This window comes from Microbacterium sp. SORGH_AS_1204 (assembly GCF_030818935.1).
GTDB lineage: Bacteria > Actinomycetota > Actinomycetes > Actinomycetales > Microbacteriaceae > Microbacterium.
Window position 1 is genome coordinate 1,595,612 of sequence record NZ_JAUTBD010000001.1, and the last position, 24,367, is coordinate 1,619,978.

The 24,367-nt window shown below is 71.6% G+C and carries 18 protein-coding genes; 17 read left to right on the plus strand and 1 reads right to left on the minus strand.

From position 1 onward, the window contains the following. Positions 1-168: 168 nt before the first annotated feature. On the plus strand, positions 169-3,120 hold the full coding sequence (locus QE410_RS07285) for a DEAD/DEAH box helicase (protein WP_307329907.1): 2,952 nt from the start codon (positions 169-171) through the stop codon (positions 3,118-3,120). Positions 3,121-3,214: 94 nt separating this feature from the next. Here the strand turns inward: QE410_RS07285 and QE410_RS07290 are convergent, their stop codons facing one another. Beyond that, a complete protein-coding gene (locus QE410_RS07290; RefSeq protein ID WP_307329910.1) occupies positions 3,215-4,210 on the minus strand; it encodes a DUF2207 domain-containing protein in 996 nt (331 codons plus the stop codon). A 92-nt stretch (positions 4,211-4,302) separates the two neighbouring features. Here QE410_RS07290 and QE410_RS07295 point away from each other — a divergent pair, with 92 nt between their 5' ends. The 16 genes from QE410_RS07295 (at position 4,303) to rpe (ending at position 23,852) form a co-directional block, all read left to right on the plus strand. Continuing rightward, entirely contained in the window at positions 4,303-5,886 is a 1,584-nt protein-coding gene (locus QE410_RS07295) for a Rieske 2Fe-2S domain-containing protein (RefSeq protein WP_307329913.1), read from the plus strand. A 243-nt stretch (positions 5,887-6,129) separates the two neighbouring features. Beyond that, positions 6,130-6,378, plus strand: a complete 249-nt coding sequence (locus tag QE410_RS07300) for a hypothetical protein (protein ID WP_307329916.1) — start codon at positions 6,130-6,132, stop codon at positions 6,376-6,378. Between the two features lie 398 nt (positions 6,379-6,776). Further along, positions 6,777-7,307: a bifunctional pyr operon transcriptional regulator/uracil phosphoribosyltransferase PyrR gene (gene pyrR / locus QE410_RS07305; protein ID WP_307329918.1), complete on the plus strand. Its 531-nt coding sequence runs from the start codon at positions 6,777-6,779 to the stop codon at positions 7,305-7,307. After that, positions 7,304-8,272, plus strand: coding sequence for an aspartate carbamoyltransferase catalytic subunit (locus QE410_RS07310; RefSeq protein ID WP_307329921.1), 969 nt, complete (start codon positions 7,304-7,306; stop codon positions 8,270-8,272). The genes pyrR and QE410_RS07310 overlap by 4 nt, the downstream gene beginning before the upstream one ends. After that, positions 8,269-9,591, plus strand: a complete 1,323-nt coding sequence (locus tag QE410_RS07315; protein ID WP_307329924.1) for a dihydroorotase — start codon at positions 8,269-8,271, stop codon at positions 9,589-9,591. Before QE410_RS07310 ends, QE410_RS07315 begins: the two co-directional genes overlap by 4 nt. Continuing rightward, the gene (locus tag QE410_RS07320) at positions 9,588-10,091 is read left to right on the plus strand and encodes a hypothetical protein (protein ID WP_307329927.1); all 504 of its coding nucleotides are present in this window, start codon (positions 9,588-9,590) and stop codon (positions 10,089-10,091) included. The genes QE410_RS07315 and QE410_RS07320 overlap by 4 nt, the downstream gene beginning before the upstream one ends. Next, a complete protein-coding gene (gene carA, locus QE410_RS07325; protein WP_307329930.1) occupies positions 10,088-11,344 on the plus strand; it encodes a glutamine-hydrolyzing carbamoyl-phosphate synthase small subunit in 1,257 nt (418 codons plus the stop codon). The genes QE410_RS07320 and carA overlap by 4 nt, the downstream gene beginning before the upstream one ends. Next, positions 11,337-14,624 carry a carbamoyl-phosphate synthase large subunit gene (gene carB / locus QE410_RS07330; protein ID WP_307329933.1) on the plus strand — a complete coding sequence of 1,096 codons (3,288 nt, stop codon included), beginning with the start codon at positions 11,337-11,339 and terminating at the stop codon, positions 14,622-14,624. The genes carA and carB overlap by 8 nt, the downstream gene beginning before the upstream one ends. Beyond that, the gene (gene pyrF / locus QE410_RS07335; RefSeq protein WP_307329936.1) at positions 14,621-15,481 is read left to right on the plus strand and encodes an orotidine-5'-phosphate decarboxylase; all 861 of its coding nucleotides are present in this window, start codon (positions 14,621-14,623) and stop codon (positions 15,479-15,481) included. The genes carB and pyrF overlap by 4 nt, the downstream gene beginning before the upstream one ends. Continuing rightward, positions 15,474-16,379 carry a guanylate kinase gene (gmk, locus tag QE410_RS07340; RefSeq protein ID WP_307329939.1) on the plus strand — a complete coding sequence of 302 codons (906 nt, stop codon included), beginning with the start codon at positions 15,474-15,476 and terminating at the stop codon, positions 16,377-16,379. Before pyrF ends, gmk begins: the two co-directional genes overlap by 8 nt. A 309-nt stretch (positions 16,380-16,688) precedes the next feature. After that, positions 16,689-16,943, plus strand: a complete 255-nt coding sequence (rpoZ, locus tag QE410_RS07345; protein ID WP_055837405.1) for a DNA-directed RNA polymerase subunit omega — start codon at positions 16,689-16,691, stop codon at positions 16,941-16,943. 114 nt (positions 16,944-17,057) lie between these two features. Beyond that, on the plus strand, positions 17,058-18,251 hold the full coding sequence (gene metK / locus QE410_RS07350; protein WP_307329943.1) for a methionine adenosyltransferase: 1,194 nt from the start codon (positions 17,058-17,060) through the stop codon (positions 18,249-18,251). A gap of 352 nt (positions 18,252-18,603) precedes the next feature. Beyond that, a complete protein-coding gene (locus QE410_RS07355) occupies positions 18,604-20,586 on the plus strand; it encodes a primosomal protein N' (protein ID WP_307329946.1) in 1,983 nt (660 codons plus the stop codon). A 70-nt stretch (positions 20,587-20,656) separates the two neighbouring features. Further along, on the plus strand, positions 20,657-21,574 hold the full coding sequence (fmt, locus tag QE410_RS07360) for a methionyl-tRNA formyltransferase (protein WP_307329949.1): 918 nt from the start codon (positions 20,657-20,659) through the stop codon (positions 21,572-21,574). Next, positions 21,571-22,941: a transcription antitermination factor NusB gene (locus tag QE410_RS07365; RefSeq protein WP_307329953.1), complete on the plus strand. Its 1,371-nt coding sequence runs from the start codon at positions 21,571-21,573 to the stop codon at positions 22,939-22,941. Before fmt ends, QE410_RS07365 begins: the two co-directional genes overlap by 4 nt. 239 nt (positions 22,942-23,180) lie before the next feature. After that, complete coding sequence (rpe, locus tag QE410_RS07370) at positions 23,181-23,852, plus strand: ribulose-phosphate 3-epimerase (RefSeq protein WP_307329955.1); 672 nt, start codon at positions 23,181-23,183, stop codon at positions 23,850-23,852. Positions 23,853-24,367: the final 515 nt, after the last annotated feature.

Below are 24,367 nucleotides of genomic sequence, written 5' to 3' on the forward strand. Positions count from 1 at the left end.
GGTTCCGGCCCGCAGCGACGCGCTGCCGGCACTCATAAACGCGATGCGCGGGCGCAAACGCGCCGCCCACGCGTTTCTGCGCGCCGATGCCGTTCATCGACGAGGGGTTCCGCGGCCGGGCGATCGGGCGCCCGGCCGGATGTCGGAGGTCTGCGACAGGATGCTGTGGTGACTTCGTGGCGTGACCTCCTCCCCGCGGGCGCGCCGGTGGCGTTCGAGCCCCTCGCCCTCGGCATCGAGCTGCGCCAGCGCGAGGCATACGACCCGGCCCGGTGGGAGGCTCGCGCCGTGGCGCCCGTCACACCCCGCATGCTCGCCGCACGCAGCGACGACCTGCAGCTGGTCGCGCGTCCCCTCGTGCGAGGCGCGCGCGACGGCTGGATCCGAGCGGATGCCACGTGGGATGTCGTCCGTCGATCCTCCGGCCGCTTCGATCCGGCGCATGTGCGCTGGTTCGCCGAGCTGCACGCGCTTTCCCAGGCCCTGCGCACCGCCGGGCCGTTCGCCGCCTCGGGTGACACCGTCGCCCTCGACACCGTGGACTCGCCCCTGCTGTGGCCGCATCTGGCCGCGGCGGCGGATCTCGGCATCCCCATCGTGTCGATGCACGCGCAGCAGCACGTGCGCCTGGGCAGCGCGGCGGTCGCCCGGGTCGCCGTCGACGCGGTCGGCGGGGGATCACTGCGCGTCTCGGCCGACATCGAGATCGACGGGCACCGGGTGGATGCCGCCCGAGTGCGCGCCATCGGCACGTCGGGGCTGTTCGCGTTCGAGCTCGATCGAGATCCGGTGCCGCTCGTGCTCGCCGCCGTCGACCTGCCCGCGCCGCTGCCCGTGCTGCTGGGCGGCCGGGTCGTCGAGGTTCCGGCGGGCGAGGCGGCGGACTTCGTCGCGCAGGTCTACCCGCGGTTGGCGCGTCGTGTGCCGCTCTCGGTGGGTGCGGGCGTTCCGCCGCCGCCGCCGGCCCGACCGACCCTCACGGTCGAGGTGTCCTACCTCGACGGTGACGAAGTGCAGTACCGCCTCGATTGGGTGTACCCCGGGGGACACCGCGCCGCCTGGGACGACGACGGGGAGCACCCCGATCGCGACGACCGCGCCGAGGCGCAGATCGGCGAACGTTTCGAGATGGCGTGGCGTGCGGCATCCGATCTGCCGGTCGAGCCGCGGGCGCACCTGCGCGATGTGGATGCCGTGGTGTTCAGCGCGCACGTGCTGCCCGCGATCGACGTGCTCGACGAGGTGCGGGTGCGCATGCGCGGCACCCGGCCGACGTTCCGCGAGCTGCGCGGTGACCCGTCGCTGCGCCTCACGACGGTGGAGTCGCCCGACCGCGATTGGCTCGACCTCGGCATCGCCGTGACGATCGACGGCCGACTCATCCCGTTCGGCGTCCTGTTCACGGCGCTGTCGCGCGGGCGCACGCGCATCAAGCTGTCCGACGGGGCGTGGTTCTCGCTCGCGCACCCGGCGCTGCAGCGGTTGCGCGAGCTGCTCGAGGAGGCAGCCGCGCTCGACGAGTGGGAGACAGGTCCGCGCGTGCCGCGCACGCATCTCGCGCTCTGGGCGGAGTTCGAAGACCTCGCCGATCAGTCCGACGCGGCGGTGGAATGGCGCCGGCTCGCCAAGGCTCTGCGCGACGTCGCCGACGTGCCCGAGGTGGCGTCGCCGCCCGGTTTCCTCGCCGACCTGCGTCCCTATCAGCGCGAGGGCCTGTCGTGGCTGGCGCTTCTGCACGCTCACCGGCTCGGCGGCATCCTGGCCGATGACATGGGGCTCGGTAAGACGCTGCAGCTGCTCGCGCTCATCGCGCACACACGGTCGCGGGGCGATGCGCGGCCGTGGCTCGTGGTCGCCCCCACATCGGTGCTGCCGACCTGGCGCGCAGAGGCCGCACGCTTCGCTCCCGACCTGAGGGTCGCCGTCGTCGACGCCACGTCCAAGCGGCGAGACAGCCCGATCGCCCAGATCGCCGAGGACGTCGATCTCATCGTCGCGCCGTACGGGGTCGTGCGAACGGATGCCGACGAGTTCGCCGCGCCGCACTGGTGCGGCGTGGTGCTCGATGAGGCGCAGTTCGTGAAGAACCCCGCCACGCGCATCCACCGCGCCATCGCGGCGCTGCGCACCGACGCGGTCTTCGCCGCCACCGGCACGCCGATCGAGAACGGCCTCGACGACCTGTGGGCTTTGCTCGCGCTGACCGCGCCGGGGCTGTTCCCCTCGATACGGCAGTTCCGCGAGGACTACACCCGCGCGATCGAACGACTGCCCACCGACGCCCCCACCGCGCTGTCAGCCGCCGCGACCGGTGCGCACCGCGACAAGACGCTCGAGAAGCTGCGTCGTCGGGTGCGGCCGTTCCTGTTGCGCCGCACGAAAGACGTCGTGGCATCCGATCTCCCCGCGAAACAGGAGCAGGAGATCGCGGTACCCCTGCGCCCCGCGCACCAAGCGGTATACGACCGGGTGCTGCAGCGCGAGCGGCAGAAGGTGCTCGGCCTGCTCGACGATCTCGACCGGCAGCGCTTCATCGTGTTCCGCTCCCTCACGCTGCTGCGCATGCTGGCGCTCGCGCCCGGCCTCGTCGACGAGCGTGACGCGCACCTCGGCTCCGCCAAGCTCGACGTGCTGCTCGACCGGCTCGTCGAGGTCGCTGCCGAGGGGCACCGCGCGCTGGTGTTCAGCCAGTTCACCTCTTTCCTCGACATGGCGGCCGAACGACTGGATGCCGCGGGCCTGGCGTACGCGCACCTCGACGGCAGCACGGCGCGGCGTGGCGAGGTGATCGCGGGGTTCCGCGAGGGTGACGCGCCCGTGTTCCTGATCAGCTTGAAGGCCGGAGGGTTCGGTCTGACTCTCACCGAGGCGGAGTACGTGTTCCTGCTCGACCCGTGGTGGAACCCCGCCGCCGAGGCCCAGGCCGTCGATCGCGCCCACCGGATCGGCCAGGACAAGAGCGTGTTCGTCTACCGGCTCATCGCCGCGGGCACGATCGAAGAGAAGGTGCTCGCGCTGCAGCGTCGCAAGGCGGCCCTGTTCGGTGCGGTGATCGACGACGACGACGCCTTCGCGGCTGCTCTCGATGCCGCCGACATCCGGGCGTTGCTGGGGCCGTGACGTCGAGGGCCTCGCGCGGTCAGAACAGGCCGTCGAGCACCGCCCCCGCGGGATCCAGAGCGTGGTCGGCCGTGACGTCGAGGGCCTCGCGCGGTCAGAACAGGCCGTCGAGCACCGCCCCCGCGGCATCCAGAGCATGGTCCGTCGCGAACACGATGTTGACCACGCCCTTCACCGTCGCCTCGATATCCATCACCTGAAGGAACCCGTCGCCGACCTCGGCCAGCGTGTGCGGAGACGTCTGGCCCAGCTCGTCGTAGCCGATCTTCAGGGTGGTGAGCCACTCCGGGGTCAGGCCGAACATGACCGCGTACGGAAGCAGGCGCTCGTTCACCGCGAACCGTTCCACGGCGTCACCCGCCTGCTGGCGTGATCCCGCGGGCGACTGCAAGACCCGCAGTCGATCGGCCTCGGCGAGCGTCAGGTACTGACGGATGCCGTCAAGGTGCTCTCGCCGGGGCGTCGCCGCGGGTGTGAAGCGACGCGCGAGACCCCGCGGAACGACGGCGAGCGCGACGAGCGCCAGGGCCAGCGCTGCGACACCGACCCCGAAGGCGGCGGGTGCGGGTGCCGTCGACAGGAAGAACCCGACCCCGAGGACGAGGAGCGCGCTGCTCCATCGGATCACCGACCGACCGGGATGCCATCCCCTCAGGAGGCCCTCGCGCTGGAGGCGGCGTCCGCGCTGGGCGACGAACGCACGGACGCCTCGCGCGATCCGGCGTCGGTCGCGAGACAACCGGCGGGAGTACCCGCTGGGTGTCTCCGGGCCGCACACCACCTCGAGCAGACGACGTTCGTCGTCGGTCAGAGTCTCGGGGGCGATGACCTGCACCGCCATGCTCTTGCGTGAGACGCCGTTCTCGGTCAGCAGGTGGACGCGACCGCGCACGACGAGGTCGACGAGACCGGCCGCGACCGCGCGACGCTCCTGTCCCGCGAGGATGGCGTCGTCGACGACGGTGGCTCGCGGGCGCGGCGCGTACTCCACCACCAGCGAATGCGGCAGACGCAATGAGCGCACCCGTACGACGATCGCCGCGACCACGAGCGCGGTCGCCACCGCGAGGAGCACGAGCGCACCCGCCATCTCGTCATCGTACGATTCCCGCACCGCGCCCACCGCCCACCCAGGCACCCCCGCGTAGACTCGACAGGTTCCGTCCACGACACAGGAGCGACATGAAAGTCACCGGCCTCGGCCACGCAGGCATGTTCATCGAGACGGCGGGCGGCAGCATCCTCTGCGACCCCGTCATCGGTCCGAGCTTCTTCGGCTCGTGGTTCCCGTTCCCCGACAACCGCGCCCTCGACTGGGAGCGCTTCGGCCAGGCGGACTTCCTCTACATCTCGCACCGCCACCGCGACCACTTCGACCCGGCACTGCTCGAGCGCTACGTGTCGAAAGACATCCAGGTGCTCCTGCCCGAGTACCCCACCGACGACCTCGAGCAAGACCTGATCGCCCTCGGCTACACGAACCTCGTCCGCACCGAGGCCGGTGTACCGCTGCAGTTCGGCGACCTGAAACTCATGGTGACGCCGCTGCGCGCCCCCTCCGACGGCCCCATCGGCGACTCGTCGCTCTCGGTCGACGACGGCACGGCATCCATCCTCAACCAGAACGACTCGCACCCCCTGGATCTGGAGAAGCTCTTCGACTTCGGCAAGCCCGACGCGTACTTCACCCAGGTCTCGGGCGCCATCTGGTGGCCCATGGTCTACGACCTGCCGCAGGATGCGAAGCAGAACTTCGCGCAGCTCAAGCGCGACGCGCAGAACAAGCGCGCGATGTACTACATCGAGAAAGTGGATGCCGAGCACGTCTTCCCCATGGCGGGCCCGCCGATGTTCCTGCGCGAGGCGCTGTTCCGCTACAACGGCACGGGCCTCGAGAACGACTCGATCTTCACCGATCAGCGCGAGTTCCTCGCCCACATGAAGCAGCAGCGCCCCGACCAGAAGGGCTACCTGTTCCTGCCCGGCACGGAGGTCGAGGTGCAGGGGCCCGACGTCACCGTCACGCAGACGCTCTACACCGACGACGAGATCGAGCGCGTGTTCGGCGACAAGTGGAACTACCTCGCCGAGCAGCGCGACAGCCGCCAGGGCGAGATCCAGGCCGAGGAGGCCTCGCGCGCCGAGATCCTGCCGCCGGCGGAGATGCTGGCGGCGATCAAGGAGTGGTGGGAGCCGCTTCTGCGTCGCGCCCGCACCATCCGCAACGGCGTCGGGGGAGCGGTGCGTTTCCGCATCGGCGAGCTCGACCTCGTCGTCGACTTCCCCAAGGCGAAGGTGCGCGAATACGCCGGCGAGGAGTGCATCTACTGGTACACGATTCCCGCCGACCTCGTGTCGACGAACATCCGCGACCACGAGATCGACTGGTCGAACTCGATCTTCCTGTCGATGCAGTTCGAGGTGGGCCGCTCGGGCAAGTTCAACGAGTTCCTCACCACGTTCCTCAAGTGCCTCTCGCGCGACCGCATCGAGTACGTCGAGAACTGGTACGCCGAGCAGTCGGATCAGACCGAGGACGCCGAGATCGACGGCTGGACCGTGCAGCGCCGCTGCCCGCACCTGCGCGCCGACCTGACGAAGACCGGCAAGATCGAGAACGGCGTGCTCACCTGCTCGCTGCACGACTGGAAGTGGGACCTCGCCTCGGGCCGCTGCCTGACGACCACCGGTCACCCGATCCGCTCGACGCCCAGCGGGGAGCGCGCCGCCGCCGAGCGTGCCACCGCCGAGGTCGCCGCGGGCTGAGCCCACGGCATCCGCTCGCCCGTCGTCCGCGCCGGTGACCGCCGGAGGACGAGGGACGAGCGGAGGACGGATGCCGCGTGGCGGCCCTCCCGTCGCCCCGAGCCCTCCGCTGGTCACCATCGCGCGCGCCCGCCCCGATGGAGAGGCCCCCGTCACGCCCGTTCGTCGCGCGCCGCACGGGCTGCGACGGTGCCCCCTCGCTCCCGAGGGAGCACCCATGTCGCACATCACACGTGAGGCGGCGTGGCCGCGATCGTCGCGGCGCTCATCGGACGCATCCCCGTCTTCTTCGGCGCCCCCGAGGTAGCGCCGCTCATTCGACTCATCCCCGTCTTCTTCGGCGCCCCCGAGCTCGCGCCGCTCGTCGGCTGGGAGGTTGCCGCCGGTGTGTTCCTGGCCCGTGGCCTGGCCCGTGGCCTGGCCCGCCGACCCCGAGAGGCCACGGCTCCCCGGCGAGCGACCGGCGCCGCACGGCCCGGCATCCACGCATAAACGCGATTCACGCGCATAAACGGGGGGAGATCGCGTTTCCGCGCGTCGATCGCGTTTATGCGCACATCACAGGTGCCCCGGATGCCACGACCTCGACGCCGTCACACGATCGAGGCCAGAGCATCCCGACGAGCGCCCGTCGGCGCCGCACCACGTATAAATACGATTGGCGCACATAAACGCGGGGAGATCGCGTTCATGCGCGCCGATCGCGTTTATGCGCACACTGCGAGTCCCCCGGATGCCACGACCCCGACGCCGTCACGCACCTCGGCCCCGACGCACGCCACACACGCCGCGCCGCACCACCCGGCATCCGCCCGGCGCACCCGCTAAGATTGCTTTCGAACCACAGCAACCTTTAACCCCGTCCCGTGAGGCGGAGAAGGGAGCAGCGGATGAGTACGCGCACCGTCATGCACGATGCCGATATCGCCCGCGCTTTGACGCGCATCTCGCACGAGATCCTGGAGTCCAATAAGGGACCGGAGGGACTCGTCCTCCTCGGCATCCCGACCCGCGGGGTCACTCTCGCCGAACGCATCGCCTCGATGATCGGCGAGTTCGGCGGCGCACAAGTCCCGGTCGGCGCGCTCGACGTGACGATGTACCGCGACGACCTGCACCGCAACCCCACGCGGGCACCGCGCAAGACCGAGATCCCCGCCGGCGGCATCGACGGCAAGACCGTCGTGCTGGTCGACGACGTGTTGTTCTCGGGCCGCAGCATCCGCGCCGCGCTCGACGCCCTGCAAGACATCGGGCGTCCCGCCGCCGTGCGCCTCGCGACGCTGATCGACCGCGGCCACCGCCAGCTGCCGATCCGCCCCGACTTCGTGGGCAAGAACCTCCCCAGCGCCCGTGACGAGCGCGTGAACGTGCGCCTCGCCGAGACCGACGGCGTCGAAGAGGTGACGATCGAGTCATGAGGCACCTTCTCGACACCCAGCACCTCTCGCGCGACGAGGCCCTGACGATCCTCGACGTCGCCGAAGACATGGCCGACACCCAGCGCCGCGAGGTCAAGAAGCTCCCGACGCTGCGCGGCAAGACCGTGGTCAACCTCTTCTTCGAGGACTCCACGCGCACGCGCATCTCGTTCGAGGCCGCAGCCAAGCGCCTGAGCGCCGACGTCATCAACTTCTCGGCGAAGGGCTCCAGCGTCAGCAAGGGCGAGTCGCTGCAGGACACGGCGCAGACGCTCCAGGCGATGGGGGCGGATGCCGTCGTCATCCGCCACGGCGCGTCCGGAGCCCCGCGCACGCTCGCGACCTCCGGTTGGATCAGCGCGGGCGTCGTCAACGCCGGCGACGGCACGCACGAGCACCCCACGCAGGCGCTGCTCGACGCGTTCACCATCCGCAAGCGCCTGTTCGGCGACCACAGCCGCGGCCGCGACCTCGACGGCATCCGGGTCACCATCGTCGGCGACGTGCTGCATTCCCGGGTCGCACGGTCGAACGTGTGGTTGCTGCGCACTCTCGGCGCCCACGTCACGCTGGTCGCCCCGCCGACACTCGTTCCGCAGGATGTCAGCGGCTGGCCGGTCGAGGTCGACTACGACCTCGATCACGCCATCTCCACAGGCCCCGATGCGCTCATGATGCTCCGCATCCAGCTCGAGCGCATGTCGGCGGCGTATTTCCCGACTGAACGGGAGTATTCGCGCCGTTACGGGCTCGACGCGCGACGTCTGGAGGCCCTGCCGACCGATAGCATTGTCTTGCACCCCGGTCCGATGAACCGAGGTCTGGAGATTTCCGCCGAAGCCGCCGATTCGCCTCGTTCGACGGTGCTCGAACAGGTCACGAACGGCGTCTCCGTGCGGATGGCCGTGCTCTACCTGCTGCTCGCGGGCGAGCGCCCCGACACCGAGAAAGAGGACCTCCGATGAGCCACGCCACCCCCCAGACGCTTCTGGTGCGCGGCGCGCGCATCGAGGGTCAGGATGCCACCGACCTCCTCGTCCGTGACGGCGTCATCGCCGAGACCGGCACCGGCCTGTCGCACACGGGCGCCACCGTCGTCGACGCCGACGGACTCATCGCCCTGCCCGGACTGGTCGATCTGCACGTGCACCTGCGCGAGCCCGGGTTCGAGGCATCCGAGACCGTGCTCACCGGGTCCCGCGCCGCCGCGGCCGGCGGCTTCACCACCGTCTTCGCGATGCCGAACACCTCGCCCACCGCCGACACCGCCGGCGTCGTCGAGCAGGAGCTCGCGCTCGGCGAGGCCGCCGGGTACGTGCACGTGCAGCCGATTGGGGCCGTGACGGTCGGGCAGAAGGGTGAGCGGCTCGCCGAACTCGGCGCGATGGCCGACTCCCGCGCCCGCGTGCGCGTGTTCAGCGACGACGGCTTCTGCGTCTTCGACCCGCTGATCATGCGCCGGGCGCTGGAGTACGTGAAGGCGTTCGACGGCGTGATCGCCCAGCACGCGCAAGACCCGCGGCTCACCGAGGGCGCGCAGATGAACGAGGGCGTCGTGTCGGCCGAGCTCGGCCTGACCGGCTGGCCGGCCGTCGCCGAAGAGTCGATCATCGCCCGCGACGTGCTGTTGGCCGAGCACGTGGGCTCGCGCCTGCACGTGTGCCACCTCAGCACCGCCGGCTCGGTCGACATCATCCGCTGGGCCAAGAAGCGCGGGGTGAACGTCACCGCCGAGGTGACCCCGCACCACCTGCTGCTGACCGACGAGCTCGTGCGCGACTACGACGCCCGCTACAAGGTCAACCCGCCGCTGCGCCGCGAAGAAGACGTGATGGCCGTGCGCGAGGGCCTGGCCGACGGCACGATCGACATCGTCGCGACCGACCACGCCCCGCACCCCGCCGAGGCCAAGGCCTGCGAGTGGGCCGCGGCGGCGAACGGCATGGTGGGCCTCGAGAGCGCCCTGCGCGTCGTCCACCACGCCATGGTCGACACCGGCCTGCTGGAGTGGACGGACGTCGCCCGCGTGATGTCGGCGGCCCCGGCGCGCATCGGTCGCCTCGACGGCCATGGCACGCCGGTCGCCGTGGGGCAGCCCGCGAGCTTCACGCTGTACGACCCGCGCCCCTCGCGCACGTTCGGCCTCGACGACCTGCGCGGCCGCAGCAAGAACTCGCCGTACCTCGGGCGGGAGCTGCCCGGCGAGGTCCGCTGGACCGTGCGCGCCGGCATCCCCACCGTCGTCGACGGCGCGCTGCTCGACGCCCCCGGAGCGCTCGCGTGAGTCGCGAGGGCGCCCTGCTCGTCATGGCCGGTGTGGCCGTCGTGCTGCTGGCCCTGCTCGCGTGGGCGTGGGTGCGACGAACGCGGCGCGATGCGCGCTTCACCGCCCCGGTGGGGGAGCTGCCCGCGGACGCTGTCGAGACGGCGGTGTTCCCGGGGCTCTACGTCGCCACGACCCGTCACGACGAGCCGCTCGAGCGTCTCGCCATCAAGGGCCTCGGCTTCCGCTCCCGCGTCGACGTCACCGTCACCACGGCCGGCGTCGCCCTCGACCTTCCGGGCCAGCCCCGCATCGCGCTCACCCGCGACCGCCTGGTGGATGCCGCCCAAGCCACCGTCGCCATCGACCGCGTGGTCGAGCCGGGCGGCCTGACGCGCGTCAGCTGGCGCATCGACGACGACACGGTCGTCGACACCTACCTCCGTCCTCAGGATGCCTCGGCGAAAGCCCTCGCCGACGCCATCCGTCCCCTCATCACCACGACAGGAAGCGACGCATGACCGCCCTGATCCCTTCCGCGCGCCTGACGCGCGACCCGGCCGTCCTCGTGCTCGAAGACGGCACCCGTTACACCGGCCGCGCGTACGGCGCGCGCGGCGAGACCCTCGGCGAGGTCGTCTTCGCCACGGGCATGACCGGCTACCAGGAGACGATCACCGACCCCTCGTACGCGGGCCAGATCGTGCTGCAGACCGCCCCGCACATCGGCAACACCGGCGTGAACGACGAAGACCCCGAATCCCGCCGCATCTGGGTCGCCGGCTACGTCGTGCGCGACCCCTCGCGCATGGTGTCGAACTGGCGCGCCAACCGCTCGCTCGACGACGCGCTCGTCGAAGACGGCATCGTCGGCATCTCCGGCATCGACACCCGCGCGGTGACCCGCCGCATCCGCTCCTCGGGCAGCATGCGCGGTGGCGTCTTCTCGGGCGAGGCGGCCGATCTCGATGCCGACGAGCAGCTGCGCCGCGTGCGCGAAGCGCCGGGCATGGCGGGCCGCAACCTCTCGGCCGAGGTCTCGGTCACCGAGGTCGAGGTGACCCCCGCCACCGCCGAGCGCATCGGCAACCTCGCCGTGCTCGACCTGGGTGTGAAGAAGTCGACGATCGACAACCTCGCCGCCCGCGGGTTCGACGTGCACGTGTTCCCGCAGTCGGCGACGATCGACGAGATCCGCGCCATCGAGCCCGTCGCGGCCTTCTACTCCAACGGCCCCGGCGACCCCGCGGCATCCGACCAGCACGTCGAACTGCTGCGCGCCGTGCTCGGCGACGGGCTGCCCTTCTTCGGCATCTGCTTCGGCAACCAGCTGCTGGGCCGCGCACTCGGCTTCGGCACGTACAAGCTGCCGTTCGGCCACCGCGGCATCAACCAGCCGGTGCTCGACAAGACCACCGGCCGCGTCGAGATCACCTCGCAGAACCACGGCTTCGCCGTCGACGCCCCCCTGAACGAGGTCGTCGACAGCCCGAACGGCTTCGGCCGCGTCGAGGTGAGCCACATCGGTCTCAACGACAACGTCGTCGAGGGTCTGCGCGCCCTCGACATCCCCGCGTTCAGCGTGCAGTACCACCCCGAGGCCGCCTCGGGCCCGCACGACGCCAACTACCTGTTCGACCGCTTCCGCGAGATGGTTCTCGCGACCCTTCGACAGGCTCAGGGCACCGCCCTTCGACAGGCTCAGGGACCGGACGCTGCGGCTCAGGCCCCGAACGACGCTCAGGACTCGACCCAGGAAGACACCAATGCCTAAGCGCGACGACATCAACTCCGTCCTCGTCATCGGCTCCGGCCCGATCGTCATCGGTCAGGCCTGCGAGTTCGACTACTCCGGCACCCAGGCGTGCCGCGTCCTGCGTGAAGAGGGGGTGCGCGTCATCCTCGTCAACTCCAACCCGGCGACGATCATGACCGACCCCGACTTCGCCGACGCGACCTACATCGAGCCCATCACCCCCGAGGTGATCGAGTCGATCATCGCCAAAGAGAAGCCGGATGCCGTGCTCCCCACCCTCGGTGGGCAGACGGCCCTGAACGCGGCGATCCAGCTGCACAAGCGCGGCATCCTCGAGAAGTACGACGTCGAGCTCATCGGCGCCGACTTCGACGCGATCAACCGCGGTGAGGACCGCCAGATCTTCAAGGAGCTCGTCATCGAGGCGGGCGCCGACGTCGCGGCATCCGTCATCTGCCACACGATGGACGAGCTCCTCGCCGGTGCCGAGAAACTCGGCTACCCGTTGGTGGTCCGCCCCTCGTTCACGATGGGGGGCCTCGGCTCGGGCTTCGCGTACGACGAAGCCGACCTGCGCCGCATCGGCGGCGCGGGCCTGCACGACTCGCCCACCAACGAGGTGCTGCTCGAAGAGTCGATCCTCGGGTGGAAGGAATACGAGCTCGAGCTCATGCGCGACACCGCCGACAACACGGTGGTCGTGTGCTCGATCGAGAACGTCGACCCCGTCGGCGTGCACACCGGTGACTCGATCACCGTCGCCCCCGCGCTCACGTTGACCGACCGCGAGTACCAGCGGCTGCGCGACATCGGCATCGACATCATCCGCGCCGTCGGCGTCGACACCGGTGGCTGCAACATCCAGTTCGCCGTCGACCCGAAGACGGGCCGCATCATCGTCATCGAGATGAATCCCCGCGTGTCGCGTTCGAGCGCGCTGGCGTCGAAGGCCACCGGCTTCCCGATCGCGAAGATCGCGGCGAAGCTGGCCATCGGCTACCGCCTCGACGAGATCCCCAACGACATCACGAAGGTGACCCCGGCCAGCTTCGAGCCCACGCTCGACTACGTCGTGGTCAAGGTGCCGCGGTTCAACTTCGAGAAGTTCCCCGCCGCCGACACCACGCTCACCACCACCATGAAGTCGGTGGGCGAGGCGATGGCGATCGGCCGCAACTACACCACGGCCCTTCAGAAGGCGCTGCGTTCGCTCGAGAAGCGCGGCTCCAGCTTTCACTGGGGCGAGGAGTCGCGCTCGGTCGACGAGCTGCTCGAGATCGCGAAGACCCCGACCGACGGCCGCATCGTCGTGCTGCAGCAGGCTCTGCGCAAGGGCGCCACGCCCGAGCAGGCGTTCGACGCGACGGCGATCGACCCGTGGTTCATCGACCAGATGGTGCTCATCAACGAGGTCGCCGCGTTCATCGGCGCGGCTGAGGACCTGGATGCCGACACCCTCCGCGTCGCGAAGGAGCACGGTTTCAGCGATGCCCAGATCGCCGAGATCCGCGGCCTCGACGAGGCCGAGGTGCGCGAGGCGCGTTACGCGCTCGACGTGCGCCCGGTCTACAAGACCGTCGACACCTGCGCGGGGGAGTTCCCGGCTCTGACGCCGTACCACTACTCCTCGTACGACGCCGAGACCGAGGTCACCCCCTCCGACCGCACGAAGGTCGTCATCATCGGCTCCGGACCCAACCGCATCGGCCAGGGCGTCGAGTTCGACTACTCGTGCGTGCACGCCTCGTTCGCGCTGTCGGATGCCGGCTACGAGACCGTCATGGTCAACTGCAACCCCGAGACCGTGTCGACCGACTACGACACCTCCGACCGCCTGTACTTCGAGCCGCTGACGCTCGAAGACGTGCTCGAGGTGCTGCACGCCGAGAGCCAGTCGGGCACCATCCTCGGCGTCGTCTGCCAGCTCGGCGGTCAGACGCCGCTGGGCCTGGCGAAGGGCATCGAGGCCGCCGGTTACACCATCCTCGGAACCAGCCCCGAGGCGATCGACCTCGCCGAGGAGCGCGAGCTGTTCTCGCGCCTGCTCGACGACGCCGGCCTCGTCGCCCCCCGCAACGGCACCGCGATCGACGTCGAGGGCGCGGTCACCGTGGCCGAGGAGATCGGCTACCCCGTGCTCGTGCGTCCGAGCTTCGTGCTCGGCGGCCGCGGCATGGAGATCGTCTACTCGACCGAGGCGCTGCGCGACTACTTCGTGCGCGTCGCCGACCAGGCGATCATCGGTCCCGGACTCCCGCTGCTCGTCGACCGCTTCCTCGACGACGCGATCGAGCTCGACGTCGACGCGCTGTACGACGGCACCGACCTCTACATCGGCGGCGTCATGGAGCACCTCGAGGAGGCCGGCATCCACTCCGGCGACTCGTCGTGCACGCTCCCGCCGGTCTCGCTCGGTCGCACCGAGGTCGACCGCGTGCGCGAGGCGACGCTGGCGATCGCGAAGGGCGTCGGCGTCCGCGGCCTATTGAACGTGCAGTTCGCGATCTCGGCGGGCGTGCTCTACGTCATCGAGGCGAACCCCCGCGCCAGCCGCACCGTGCCGTTCGTCTCGAAGGCGCTCGGCATCCCGCTCGCCAAGGCCGCCAGCCGCATCATGGCCGGCAGCACGATCGCCGAGCTGATCACCGAGGGTCTGCTGCCCGCGCAGGACGGGTCGCGAGTGCCGCTCGACGCGCCCGTCGCCGTGAAGGAGGCCGTGCTGCCCTTCAAGCGGTTCCGCACCGCCGACGGCCACACCGTCGACAGCGTGCTCGGACCCGAGATGCGCTCGACCGGCGAGGTCATGGGCATCGACCGCGACTTCCCGACCGCGTTCGCGAAGTCGCAGGAGGCGGCCTACGGCGGCATGCCGACCTCGGGCACCGTGTTCATCTCGGTCGCCGACGCCGACAAGCGCGCCGTGATCCTGCCCGCGCACCGCCTGCAGGAGCTCGGCTTCGAGCTCATGGCCACCGAGGGCACGGCCGAGATCCTCGCGCGAAACGGCATCCGGGTCCAGGTCGTGGAGAAGTACTCCGAGACGCAGGGGTCGGGCCAGCAGAACGTGGTCGACCTCATCAACGCGGGGCAGATCGACATGATCGTCAACACGCCCAGCGGCGGTTCGGCGCGCGCCGACGGATACGAGATCCGTGCGGCCGCGGTCGCCGCCGACAAGGCCCTCTTCACCACCATGGCCGTGCTCGGCGCGGCCGTCAGCGCGCTCGGTGCGATGAAGGACGGCTTCGCCGTCCGCAGCCTGCAGGAGTACGCCGGCGATCGCGCAGGCCGTCTGTGAGCGAGACGTTCGGTCAGCGGCTCTCCGCCGCGCTCGACGCCCACGGCGCCCTGTGCGTCGGCATCGACCCCCACGCCGCACTGCTGTCGGCGTGGGGGCTGGATGCCACGGCCGACGGCGTGCGCGAGTTCGGCCTGCGAGTGGTCGAGGCGGCAGCCGGCCGCGTCGGCGTGGTGAAGCCCCAGGTGGCGTTCTACGAGCGATACGGCTCCCGCGGGTTCGCCGCCCTCGAGGACGTGATGGCCGCCGCCCGCGCGGCGGGCCTGCTCGTCATCGCCGACGCCAAGCGCGGCGACATCGGCACGACCATGCAGGGGTACGCCCACGCGTGGCTCGAGACCGGTTCGCCCCTCGAGGCGGATGCCGTGACGCTGGCGCCGTACATGGGCGCCGACTCGCTGCGCGAGACGCTCTCGTTCGCGGTGCGCCACGGCAAGGGTGCGTTCGTGTTGACGGCGACGAGCAATCCCGAAGCTCGTGCGCTACAGAGCGCCATCGTCGACGACGCCCTCGCCGTGGGCGACCACGAGTACGTCGCGGCCCGCGTCGCGCACGACGTCAATGAGGCGAACATCGGCGCTCCCGGGGCGTTCGGTTCGATCGGCGTCGTCGTCGGCGCCACCGTCGACCGGGCGGCGTTCGGCCTGGGCGATGTGGCACTGGCGGGCATGCCGATCCTCGCGCCCGGCTTCGGGGCGCAGGGCGCCGAGCCCGCCGACCTGCATCGGCTCTTCGGCTACGTCGCGAAGGCGGTCGTGGCGAACGAGAGCCGGAGCATCCTCGCGGTCGGCCCCGACCGCCTGACCGCCCGCATCGAGCAGCGCGCCGCGCTCTACCGGGAGACCCTGCATGGTTGACGTCCGCCGCCCGCCCGAGGTCGACCGCGCCGCAGCGTCCCGCCGCGCCGTCGAGGCGCGCCGCGAACGCGCCGCGCTCAAGCGCGATGTGTCGAGCCGTGTCATCTCGCCGCAAGAACTGCTGCGGCGCGGCCTCGCCGACCCGCTGTCGTCGGCGGGCGCGATGCGCGTCACCGAGTTCCTCACCGCGATCCCGGCGATCGGCGAGAGCAAGCGCGACCGCATCCTCGCCTCGCTCGGCATCTCACCGGTCAAGCGTCTCGGCGGTCTCGGTACGCGTCAGCGCGACGCGCTGCGGGCTTTCCTCGACAGCCGTTGGCCCGAGCCGGGTCCCCGCGAAGGACGCAGCCGCCTGATCGTGCTGGCCGGGCCCACGGCCGTCGGCAAGGGCACGGTGGCCGCGCACATCAAGCAGAACTACCCGCAGATCCACCTCTCGGTCTCGGCGACGACGCGCAAGCCCCGTCCCGGCGAGGTCGAGGGCCAGCACTACTACTTCGTCGACGACGCGGAGTTCGACCGCATGGTCGCCGCGGGGGAGCTGCTCGAGTGGGCGGTGGTGCACAACCAGAACCGTTACGGCACGCCGCGCGCGCCGATCGAGCGCGTGCTGGACGCGGGCGGCACCGCCCTGCTCGAGATCGACCTGCAGGGCGCTCGTCAGGTGCGCGCCGCCGACCCGTCGGCGACGCTGGTGTTCCTCCTCCCGCCGAGCTGGGACGAGCTCGTCCAGCGTCTCGTCGGACGGGGCACCGAGGATGCCGAGGAGCGCGCGCGCCGCCTTCGCACGGCCCGGGTCGAACTCGCCGCGCAGAACGAGTTCGACTATCGCGTCGTGAACGAAGACGTGGCATCCGCCGCTGCCGAGGTCGTCTCCCTCGCCGCCGCGCAGCGCTGACGCGGGTCTTCTGCAGGTTCGGGGCGGATTACGCGTTTCGGGGCGTGCGTTTCGCGCCCCGAAGGGCAGAATCCGCCCCGAACCGGGGATACCAGGTCACCCCCACATGGCCGGAGCGAGGCCGCTCGCGCGCCCATGCCGTCGATGTCGGGCGGCCTCCCTGACGGACGAAACCCGCCCCGGACCGTGAGAGCCCGACCCACCCGACGCCCCTCCGCACGCGCCGTGCCGGCGTCGGCTAGAATCAGAGGATGCTTCGGCGCTTCCGGCGCCGCATCCACCCCATCCCGCCGAACCAGGAGGTTCCCCATGGCCGGACGTGACAAGGGCATCATCGACCCGCCCATCGACGCTCTGCTCGACAAGGTCGACTCGAAGTACCAGCTCGTCATCTACGCGTCCAAGCGCGCGCGCCAGATCAACGACTACTACTCCGATCTGCACGAGGGAAACCTCTTCGACAACGTCGGCCCGCTGGTCGACTCCACCGTCGAAGACAAGCCCCTCACGATCGCGCTGCACGAGATCCACGAAGACAAGCTGCGCCTGCGCGCTGCGGAGTGATCCACAGCCCCGCACTCTCGTGATCTGTTCACAGATGTGACGATGCCCCGGGCGGCTCATCGCCGTCCGGGGCATACTTGTGCCCATCCCCGCTCGCTCACCCTCGGAGTCACCTTGACCGACCTGCGCCTGTTCACGTCCGAGTCCGTCACCGAAGGACACCCCGACAAGATCTGCGATCAGATCTCCGACAGCATCCTCGATGCCATCCTCACCGACGACCCCACCGGGCGCGTCGCCGTCGAGACCCTCGTCACGACCGGGCTTGTGCACGTGGCGGGTGAGGTGTCCACGAGCGCCTACGTCGAGATCCCGGCGATCGTGCGCGACGTGGTGAACCGCATCGGCTACACCTCGAGCGAGACCGGCTTCGACGGCGAGTCGTGCGGCGTGTCCGTGTCGATCGGGGCGCAGTCCTCCGACATCGCCGCGGGCGTCAACAAGGCGTTCGAGCAGCGCGAGCGCGGTTCGGTCGACCCCCGCGACCTGCAGGGCGCCGGCGATCAGGGCATCATGTTCGGCTTCGCCACCAACGAGACGCCGCAGCTCATGCCGATGGCGATCTGGACGGCGCACCGCATCGCCGAGCGCCTGGCCGCCGTTCGCACGAGCGGAGCGTTGCCGTTCCTTCGCCCCGACGGCAAGACGCAGGTCACGCTCGGCTACGACGGCCTCGTGCCCCGCACCGTCGACTCCGTGGTGCTCTCGACGCAGCACCACCCCGACATCTCCCAAGAAGACCTGCGCGCGCAGGTGCAGGCCGAGGTCATCGACCCGGTGCTCGCCGAGACGGGACTCGACCTTCCCGACGTCAAGTACTACATCAACCCGGCCGGGCCGTTCGTCATCGGCGGCCCCAAGGGCGATGCCGGTCTCACCGGCCGCAAGATCATCATCGACACCTACGGCGGGGCATCTCGTCACGGCGGTGGCGCCTTCAGTGGCAAAGACCCGTCGAAGGTCGACCGCTCCGCCGCCTACGCCATGCGCTGGGTCGCCAAGAACGCGGTCGCGGCGGGCCTCGCCGACCGCCTCGAAGTGCAGGTCGCGTACGCGATCGGCAAGGCCAACCCGGTCGGTCTGTACGTGGAGTCGTTCGGTACCGCGCACGTGGCCGACGACGTGATCGTGGGCGCCATCCGCGAGGTGTTCGATCTGCGCCCCGCGGCCATCGTCGAGCAGCTCGACCTGCTGCGCCCGATCTACGCGCAGACCGCCACGTACGGCCACTTCGGGCGCGAACTGCCCGCATTCACGTGGGAGCGCACCGACCGCGTCGACGAGCTGCGCGCCGCCGCCGGTCTCTGACCGTGCGGGCGGGCGTCGTGGGTTGCGGCCGCGGCGGCATCTCGACGGCGCCGCGTTCTCGGCGTTCCGACGGTGCGGGGCGGCCGTCGGCGACGAAAGAGGCGCGCTCGTGCGGTCGCTTCCGGGCCGCGTGGCGGCGTGGCACCGAGTCGGCGCGCGAGGGGCGCCGATCGGGCTCCAGCGGCGCGGCATCGCGCCCTGACGCCGGCCGCGCACCGTCGGCGCACTCCTCCGGCCGCGCACCGTCGGCGCACTCCTCCGGCCGCTCCCGGCCCGGGTCGCGCTGCGCGTGCGACCCGGCGCCCGTCGGCGGCGGCGTCGAGAGCGGCCCTGTCGCAGACGGCGGGCGTTCGTGAGCGAGCGTCGCGTCGCGCGGGTGCAGCTCGAATCACCCGTGCCCCAGCTCGACCGTCTGTTCGATTACGCCGTTCCGCACCCCCTCGTCGCCGACATCGCACCGGGCGTGCGGGTGAAGGTGCCGCTGCGCTCCGCGGGGCGCATGATGGACGCCTTCGTGGTCGACGTGGTCGCCGACGACGGCACGGAGCGACCGCTGTCGTCGGTCGAGGCGGTGGTGTCGCCGACGCCGGTGCTGCCCCGACGTCTGTACACGCTCGCGCGGCGCGTGGCCGACCGCGCCGCCGGTTCGGTGAGCGATGTGCTGCGCCTCGCCGTGCCCAAGCGCATGGTCCGCGCCGAGAAGGCGTGGGCCGCCGCTCCGCCGCCCGAGCCGCCCGAGGTGGGACCCGCCGCCCGCGAGCGCTCCGACGCGCTGCTGCAGCCCTACCCCGGTCTCGCCGATGCGCTCGACGCGCGACAGCGCATCGCGCTCGATGCGCCCGCGCGGCCGCACGCCGAGCTGCCGCGCGGCGCGTGGGCCGACCTGCTCGCCGCGTGCGCGGTGCACACCCTCGCGCAGGGGCGCAGCGCCGTTCTCGTCGTCCCCGACTACCGCGACCAGGCGCAGCTGCTCGCCGCCCTCGGTGAGCTCGTGACCCCGGATGCCATCGTGCGCGACGACGCCGACCAGTCGGGCCCCGCGCGCTACGCGCAGTATCTGCGCACTCTCGCACCCGTGCCCTGCATCGTCGTGGGCCGCCGTTCCGGGGTGTACACGCCCGCGCACGACACCGGTCTCGTGGCGATCTGGGACGACGGCGACTCCCTGCTCTCGGAGCCGCTCGCCCCCGGCGTGCACGCACGCGACGCCGCTCTCGTGCGCCAGGAGCTCGAAGGGTCGGCCCTCGTCTTCGCCGGCCACACCCGCACGACCGACGTGCAGCGGCTGATCGATGTCGGCTACGTACGCGAGATCGCGCCGGCACGCCGATCGAGCCCCCGTGTCGTGCTCAGTGCGACCCGCGAAGGCGAGCAGCGGCAATCACGCGTTCCGTCGTCGGCGTTCGCCGCCGCGCGCGAGGCGTTGCAGCACGGTCCCGTGCTGGTGCAGGTCGCCCGCCCCGGTTATGCGCCGTCGCTCGTGTGCGCCGACTGCCGCCGCCCCGCCCGGTGCCCGCACTGCGCGGGGCCGCTGCGCGCCGCCCGCCCCGGTGCGACGCCCGTATGCGCCTGGTGCGGACGCAGTGCACACGCGTGGACGTGCGGGCACTGCGGCTCGGCGAAGCTGCGCATGGCGTCGTCGGGCAGCGAACGCACCGCCGACGAGCTGGGCCGCGCCTTCCCGAACACCCGGGTCATCGTCGCCGACGGCGCACACCCCGTCGCCGAGGTCGACCCCCATCCCGCCCTCGTCATCGCCACCCGCGGCGCCGAGCCGATCGCCCGCGGCGGGTATCGCGCCGTCATCCTGCTCGACGGCGACCGGATGCTGCAGAGCGAGGCCCTGCGCATCGGCGAGAGCTGTCTGCGCTGGTGGTCCAATGCCGCCGCCCTGGCGGCACCCGGCGCCCCCGTGCACCTGGTCGGCGTCGCCGGCCCCGTCGCCCGCGCCCTCGCGACGTGGACGCAGCCCGCCTACGCCCGCGCGGAGCTCGCCGACCGCGCCCCCCTCCGCATGCCCCCGGCCGTGCGCGTCGCCGGCATCGACGGACACGCGCGCAGCGTCGACACCCTGCTCGCCTCGCTGCGTGAAGCGGTGCCCGAGCTCGACGCCCTCGCCGTCCTCGGCCCGGTGGACACGTCGCAGACGCCCGAGATCGCGACCTCGCGCGCTCTCGTACGCTTCGACTACGCCCACGGTCGGGCCGTCGCCGAGGCTCTGCGCGCGGGTGTCGTCGCCGACGCCCTGCGTGCGCGCAAGCCCCGCAAAGACCGCGGTCCGAAGCCGCGCAGTACGCTCAGAGTTCGTCTCGACATCCCCGAGCCCGATCTGTGAGCGGTGCCCGCACCGAGCCGGCGCAGCCCGCGTCCGGCGAGAGAACGCCCCGACCCGCCTGAGGAGAACCATGCGCCTCGTCTTCGCCGGCACGCCCGCCGTCGCCGTCCCCTCCCTCCGCGCGCTGGCGGCCGGCCCGCACGAGGTCGTCGCCGTCGTCACCCGCGGCGACGCACCGCTCGGACGCAAGCGCGTGCTCACCCCGTCGCCGGTCGCGCAGGCCGCGGACGAGCTCGGCATCCCGATCATCAAGGCCGACCGCCTCGACGCCGACGCGACCGCCGAGATCGCCGCCCTGGCACCCGAGCTCGGCGTGATCGTCGCGTACGGCGGACTCGTGCGCGAGCCGCTGCTGTCGACTCCCGCGCACGGCTGGATCAACCTGCACTTCTCGCTCCTGCCGCGCTGGCGCGGCGCCGCGCCCGTTCAGCGCGCCCTCATCGCGGGCGACACCGTGACCGGTGCGAGCGTTTTCCAGTTGGTGGCCGCCCTCGACGCGGGCGACGTCTTCGCCGAGGAGCGCTACGCGGTCCCCTCCGGCGCCACCACCGCCGACGTGCTCGAGGACCTCGCCGGGATCGGCGCGCCGCTACTGGCCCGCGTGGTCGACGACATCGCCGCCGGCACCGCGATCGCCCGCGCGCAACAGGGTGAACCCACGCTCGCTCCGAAGCTCACCCTCGAAGACGGCGCCCTTGACTTCGCGCAGGATGCCAGGAGCCTCCTGCACCGCATCGCCGGTGTCACCCCCGAGCCCGGCGCCCACACCACGCTCGACGGCGCGCGCTTCAAAGTGTTGCGCGCCGCCCCGAGTGATGCGCCGCCGCTTCCGCCGGGGCGCGTTGCGGCCTCCGGAAAGAGCGTGATCGTCGGTACCGGCACGACGCCGCTCCGCCTCGAGACGGTCCAACCCGCGGGCAAGGGCGCCATGGCCGCCGGAGATTGGTTCCGCGGCCTTCGCTCCGACGAGCCGGTGCTCGGCGCATGAGCGTGCAGGGAGCGCGTGCCGTCGCCTATGAGGTCCTGCGCGCCGTGTCGGGCGACGAGGCATACGCCAATCTGCTGCTGCCGCACGCCATCGTGCGGGCGAAGCTGGATGCCAAGGACGCAGGTCTCGCGACGGAACTGACCTACGGCACGCTGCGTCGGCGAGGCACCTACGACGCGATCATCGCCGCCGCGGCCGATCGCACAGTGGACCGCATCGACCCGAACGTGCTCGACGCGCTCCGCCTCGGCGTGCATCAGCTTCTGTCGACGCGGGTCGCCTCGCACGCGGCGGTCAACGAGTCGGTGGAGCTGGCGCGCCGCCACGGCGGCGGCAAGGGGGCGGCGGGCTTCGTCAACGCCGTGCTCCGCCGTGTCTCGCGCGACACGCCCGGAGAGTGGATGCAGCGCATCGCCGCCGGCGCGCGCAGCGACGACGAGCGCATCGGCCTCACGACCTCGCATCCCGTGTGGATCGTGCGTGCCCTCCGGCGCGCCCTGACCGCCGAGGGCCGTGTCGAAGAGCTGGGTGCGCTGCTCGAGGCCGACAATGTCGCTCCCCGCGTGGCCATGGTCGCGCTGCCGGGGCTCGCCGAGGTCCCCGACGACGCCGCCGCGGCGCGTTTCGCCCCGACGGCGTTCACGACCCGTGGGGGAGACCCCGAGAAACTCATCCGCGCCTCCGACGGCCGGATCCGCGTGCAAGACGAGGGGTCGCAGTTGGCCGCCCTCGCCCTCAGCCGGGCGGTGCCCGTGCGAGAGGGGGAGCGGTGGCTCGACCTGTGCGCCGGCCCCGGGGGCAAGACCGCCCTGCTCGCCGCCGAGGCGCTCGCTCACGGCGCGACCCTGGACGCCAACGAGATCGCGCCGGCGCGCGCAGGGCTCGTGCGCCAGGCCGTGGCATCCGTGCCGCTCGACGTCGAGGTGAGCGAAGAAGACGGGCGCGAGCGCGCGGCCCGGATGCCGGGGGAGTACGACCGCATCCTGGTCGACGCCCCGTGCACCGGCATCGGCGCGTTGCGGCGGCGGCCCGAGGCGCGGTGGCGCAAGACGCCGTCCGACGTGCCCGACCTGACGGCGCTGCAGCAGGAGCTCGTGCTGGCGGCGTTCCAGGCGCTCGCACCCGGTGGCGTCGTCGCCTACGTCACGTGCTCGCCGCACCTCGCCGAGACCTCCGGCGTGCTGGCCGAGGTCACGCGCGAGCTCGGCGACGCGGTCGAAGAGCTCGACGCCCGTGCGGTCGTGCGCGCGATCGCCGTCGCTGAGATCGACCTGCCCGAGCAGGCCGACGGATCGCTGCGCGCCCAGCTGTGGCCCCACCGCCACGGCACCGATGCGATGTCGATCGCGCTGCTGCGCAAGCGCTGACCCGCCCTCACCTCGGATTCCCGCGCCCGGTTCGCGCCAGTCCGCGACACGCCGCGTCCGGCGAGCGAGGTGCGGCGTGCCGACGACACCGACGATCGGAGGCGGGCAGCCGAGCGCCCGCGCGGTGGACGCTCGCCCGCGCGGGGTGGACGCGCGCCCGCGCGGGGTGGACGCTCTCCCGCGTGGGTCGGACGCTCGCCCGCGCCGGGTGGACGTGCACCCGCGCCCATAATGGTCGGGTGCCTACCGACGCCCCCCGCATCAACCCGAGCATCCTCGCCGCCGACTTCGTGAACATGGAGGCCGAGCTCGCGCGCATCGCGGGCGCCGATTTCGTGCACGTCGACGTCATGGACAACCACTTCGTGCCCAACCTCACGTTCGGGCCGCAGATGGTGGGTCGCATCCAGGAGACCAGCCCGGTGCCGCTGGACGTGCACCTGATGATCGACGACCCCGACCGCTGGGCTCCGGTCTACGCCGAGCTGGGCGCGGCATCGGTCACCTTCCACCTCGAGGCCGCGGCATCCCCCGTGGCTCTCGCTCGCCAGCTCCGGTCGATCGGCGCGCGCGCCGGCGTCGCGGTGAAGCCCGGCACGCCCGTCGAGAACCTGTTCGAGGCGCTGAACGAGTTCGACCAGATCCTCGTCATGACCGTCGAGCCGGGCTTCGGCGGGCAGTCGTTCATGCCCGAGACAATGCCCAAGCTCCGCGCCCTCGCTGACGAGGCCAAGCGGCGCGGTTCGAGCGTCTGGCTGCAGGTCGACGGCGGCATCGGTGAATCGACGATCGCGCAGGCCGCCGAGGCCGGTGCCGACACCTTCGTCGCCGGATCCGCCGTGTTCGGCGCCGACGACCCCGACCGCGCGATCCAGTCGCTCCGCGCCTCGGCCGCGCGCCACCGCCACTGACGCGCGCCGTCGGCGTTCGCGTCCTCCCGTCGCCCCCGCCCGCCGCCGCCCCCACGCATAAACGCGATCCGCGCGCAGAAACGCGCTCTCCCCGCGTTTCCCCGTGCAGGAAGTGTTTCTGCGCGCCCGGCACCCGGCATCCGGATGCCCCGACCTCACGGCACCGCCCGCGGCCACGCCGCACCGCGCACTAGGCGACGTCGCCCGGGGCCCCATGCACGCCGCGGCTCTGCCGCCCCGGTGTCGCCCCCACGCATAAACGCGATCCGCGCGCAGAAACGCGCTCTCGCCGCGTTTCCCCGTGCAGGAAGCGTTTCTGCGCGCCCGGTACCCGGCATCCGGATGCCGCGACCCCACGGCCTCGCCCGGGGCCGCGCCGCGCAACGCACCCCACGCCGCCGCCCGGCGCCCCATGCACGCCGCGGCTCTGCCGCCCCGGCGTCGCCCCCCCCGCATAAACGCGATCCGCGCTCAGAAACGCGCTCTCCCCGCGTTTCCTCGTGCAGGAAGCGTTT

Bases quoted from the DNA above. Each gene is read 5' to 3' on its own strand.
- QE410_RS07290 (WP_307329910.1), bottom strand. From the start codon at position 4,210: ATGGCGGGTGCGCTCGTGCTCCTCGCGGTGGCGACCGCGCTCGTGGTC.
- QE410_RS07295 (WP_307329913.1), top strand. From the start codon at position 4,303: ATGAAAGTCACCGGCCTCGGCCACGCAGGCATGTTCATCGAGACGGCG.
- pyrR (WP_307329918.1), top strand. From the start codon at position 6,777: ATGAGTACGCGCACCGTCATGCACGATGCCGATATCGCCCGCGCTTTG.
- QE410_RS07310 (WP_307329921.1), top strand. From the start codon at position 7,304: ATGAGGCACCTTCTCGACACCCAGCACCTCTCGCGCGACGAGGCCCTG.
- QE410_RS07315 (WP_307329924.1), top strand. From the start codon at position 8,269: ATGAGCCACGCCACCCCCCAGACGCTTCTGGTGCGCGGCGCGCGCATC.
- carA (WP_307329930.1), top strand. From the start codon at position 10,088: ATGACCGCCCTGATCCCTTCCGCGCGCCTGACGCGCGACCCGGCCGTC.
- carB (WP_307329933.1), top strand. From the start codon at position 11,337: ATGCCTAAGCGCGACGACATCAACTCCGTCCTCGTCATCGGCTCCGGC.
- gmk (WP_307329939.1), top strand. From the start codon at position 15,474: ATGGTTGACGTCCGCCGCCCGCCCGAGGTCGACCGCGCCGCAGCGTCC.
- rpoZ (WP_055837405.1), top strand. From the start codon at position 16,689: ATGGCCGGACGTGACAAGGGCATCATCGACCCGCCCATCGACGCTCTG.
- fmt (WP_307329949.1), top strand. From the start codon at position 20,657: ATGCGCCTCGTCTTCGCCGGCACGCCCGCCGTCGCCGTCCCCTCCCTC.
- QE410_RS07365 (WP_307329953.1), top strand. From the start codon at position 21,571: ATGAGCGTGCAGGGAGCGCGTGCCGTCGCCTATGAGGTCCTGCGCGCC.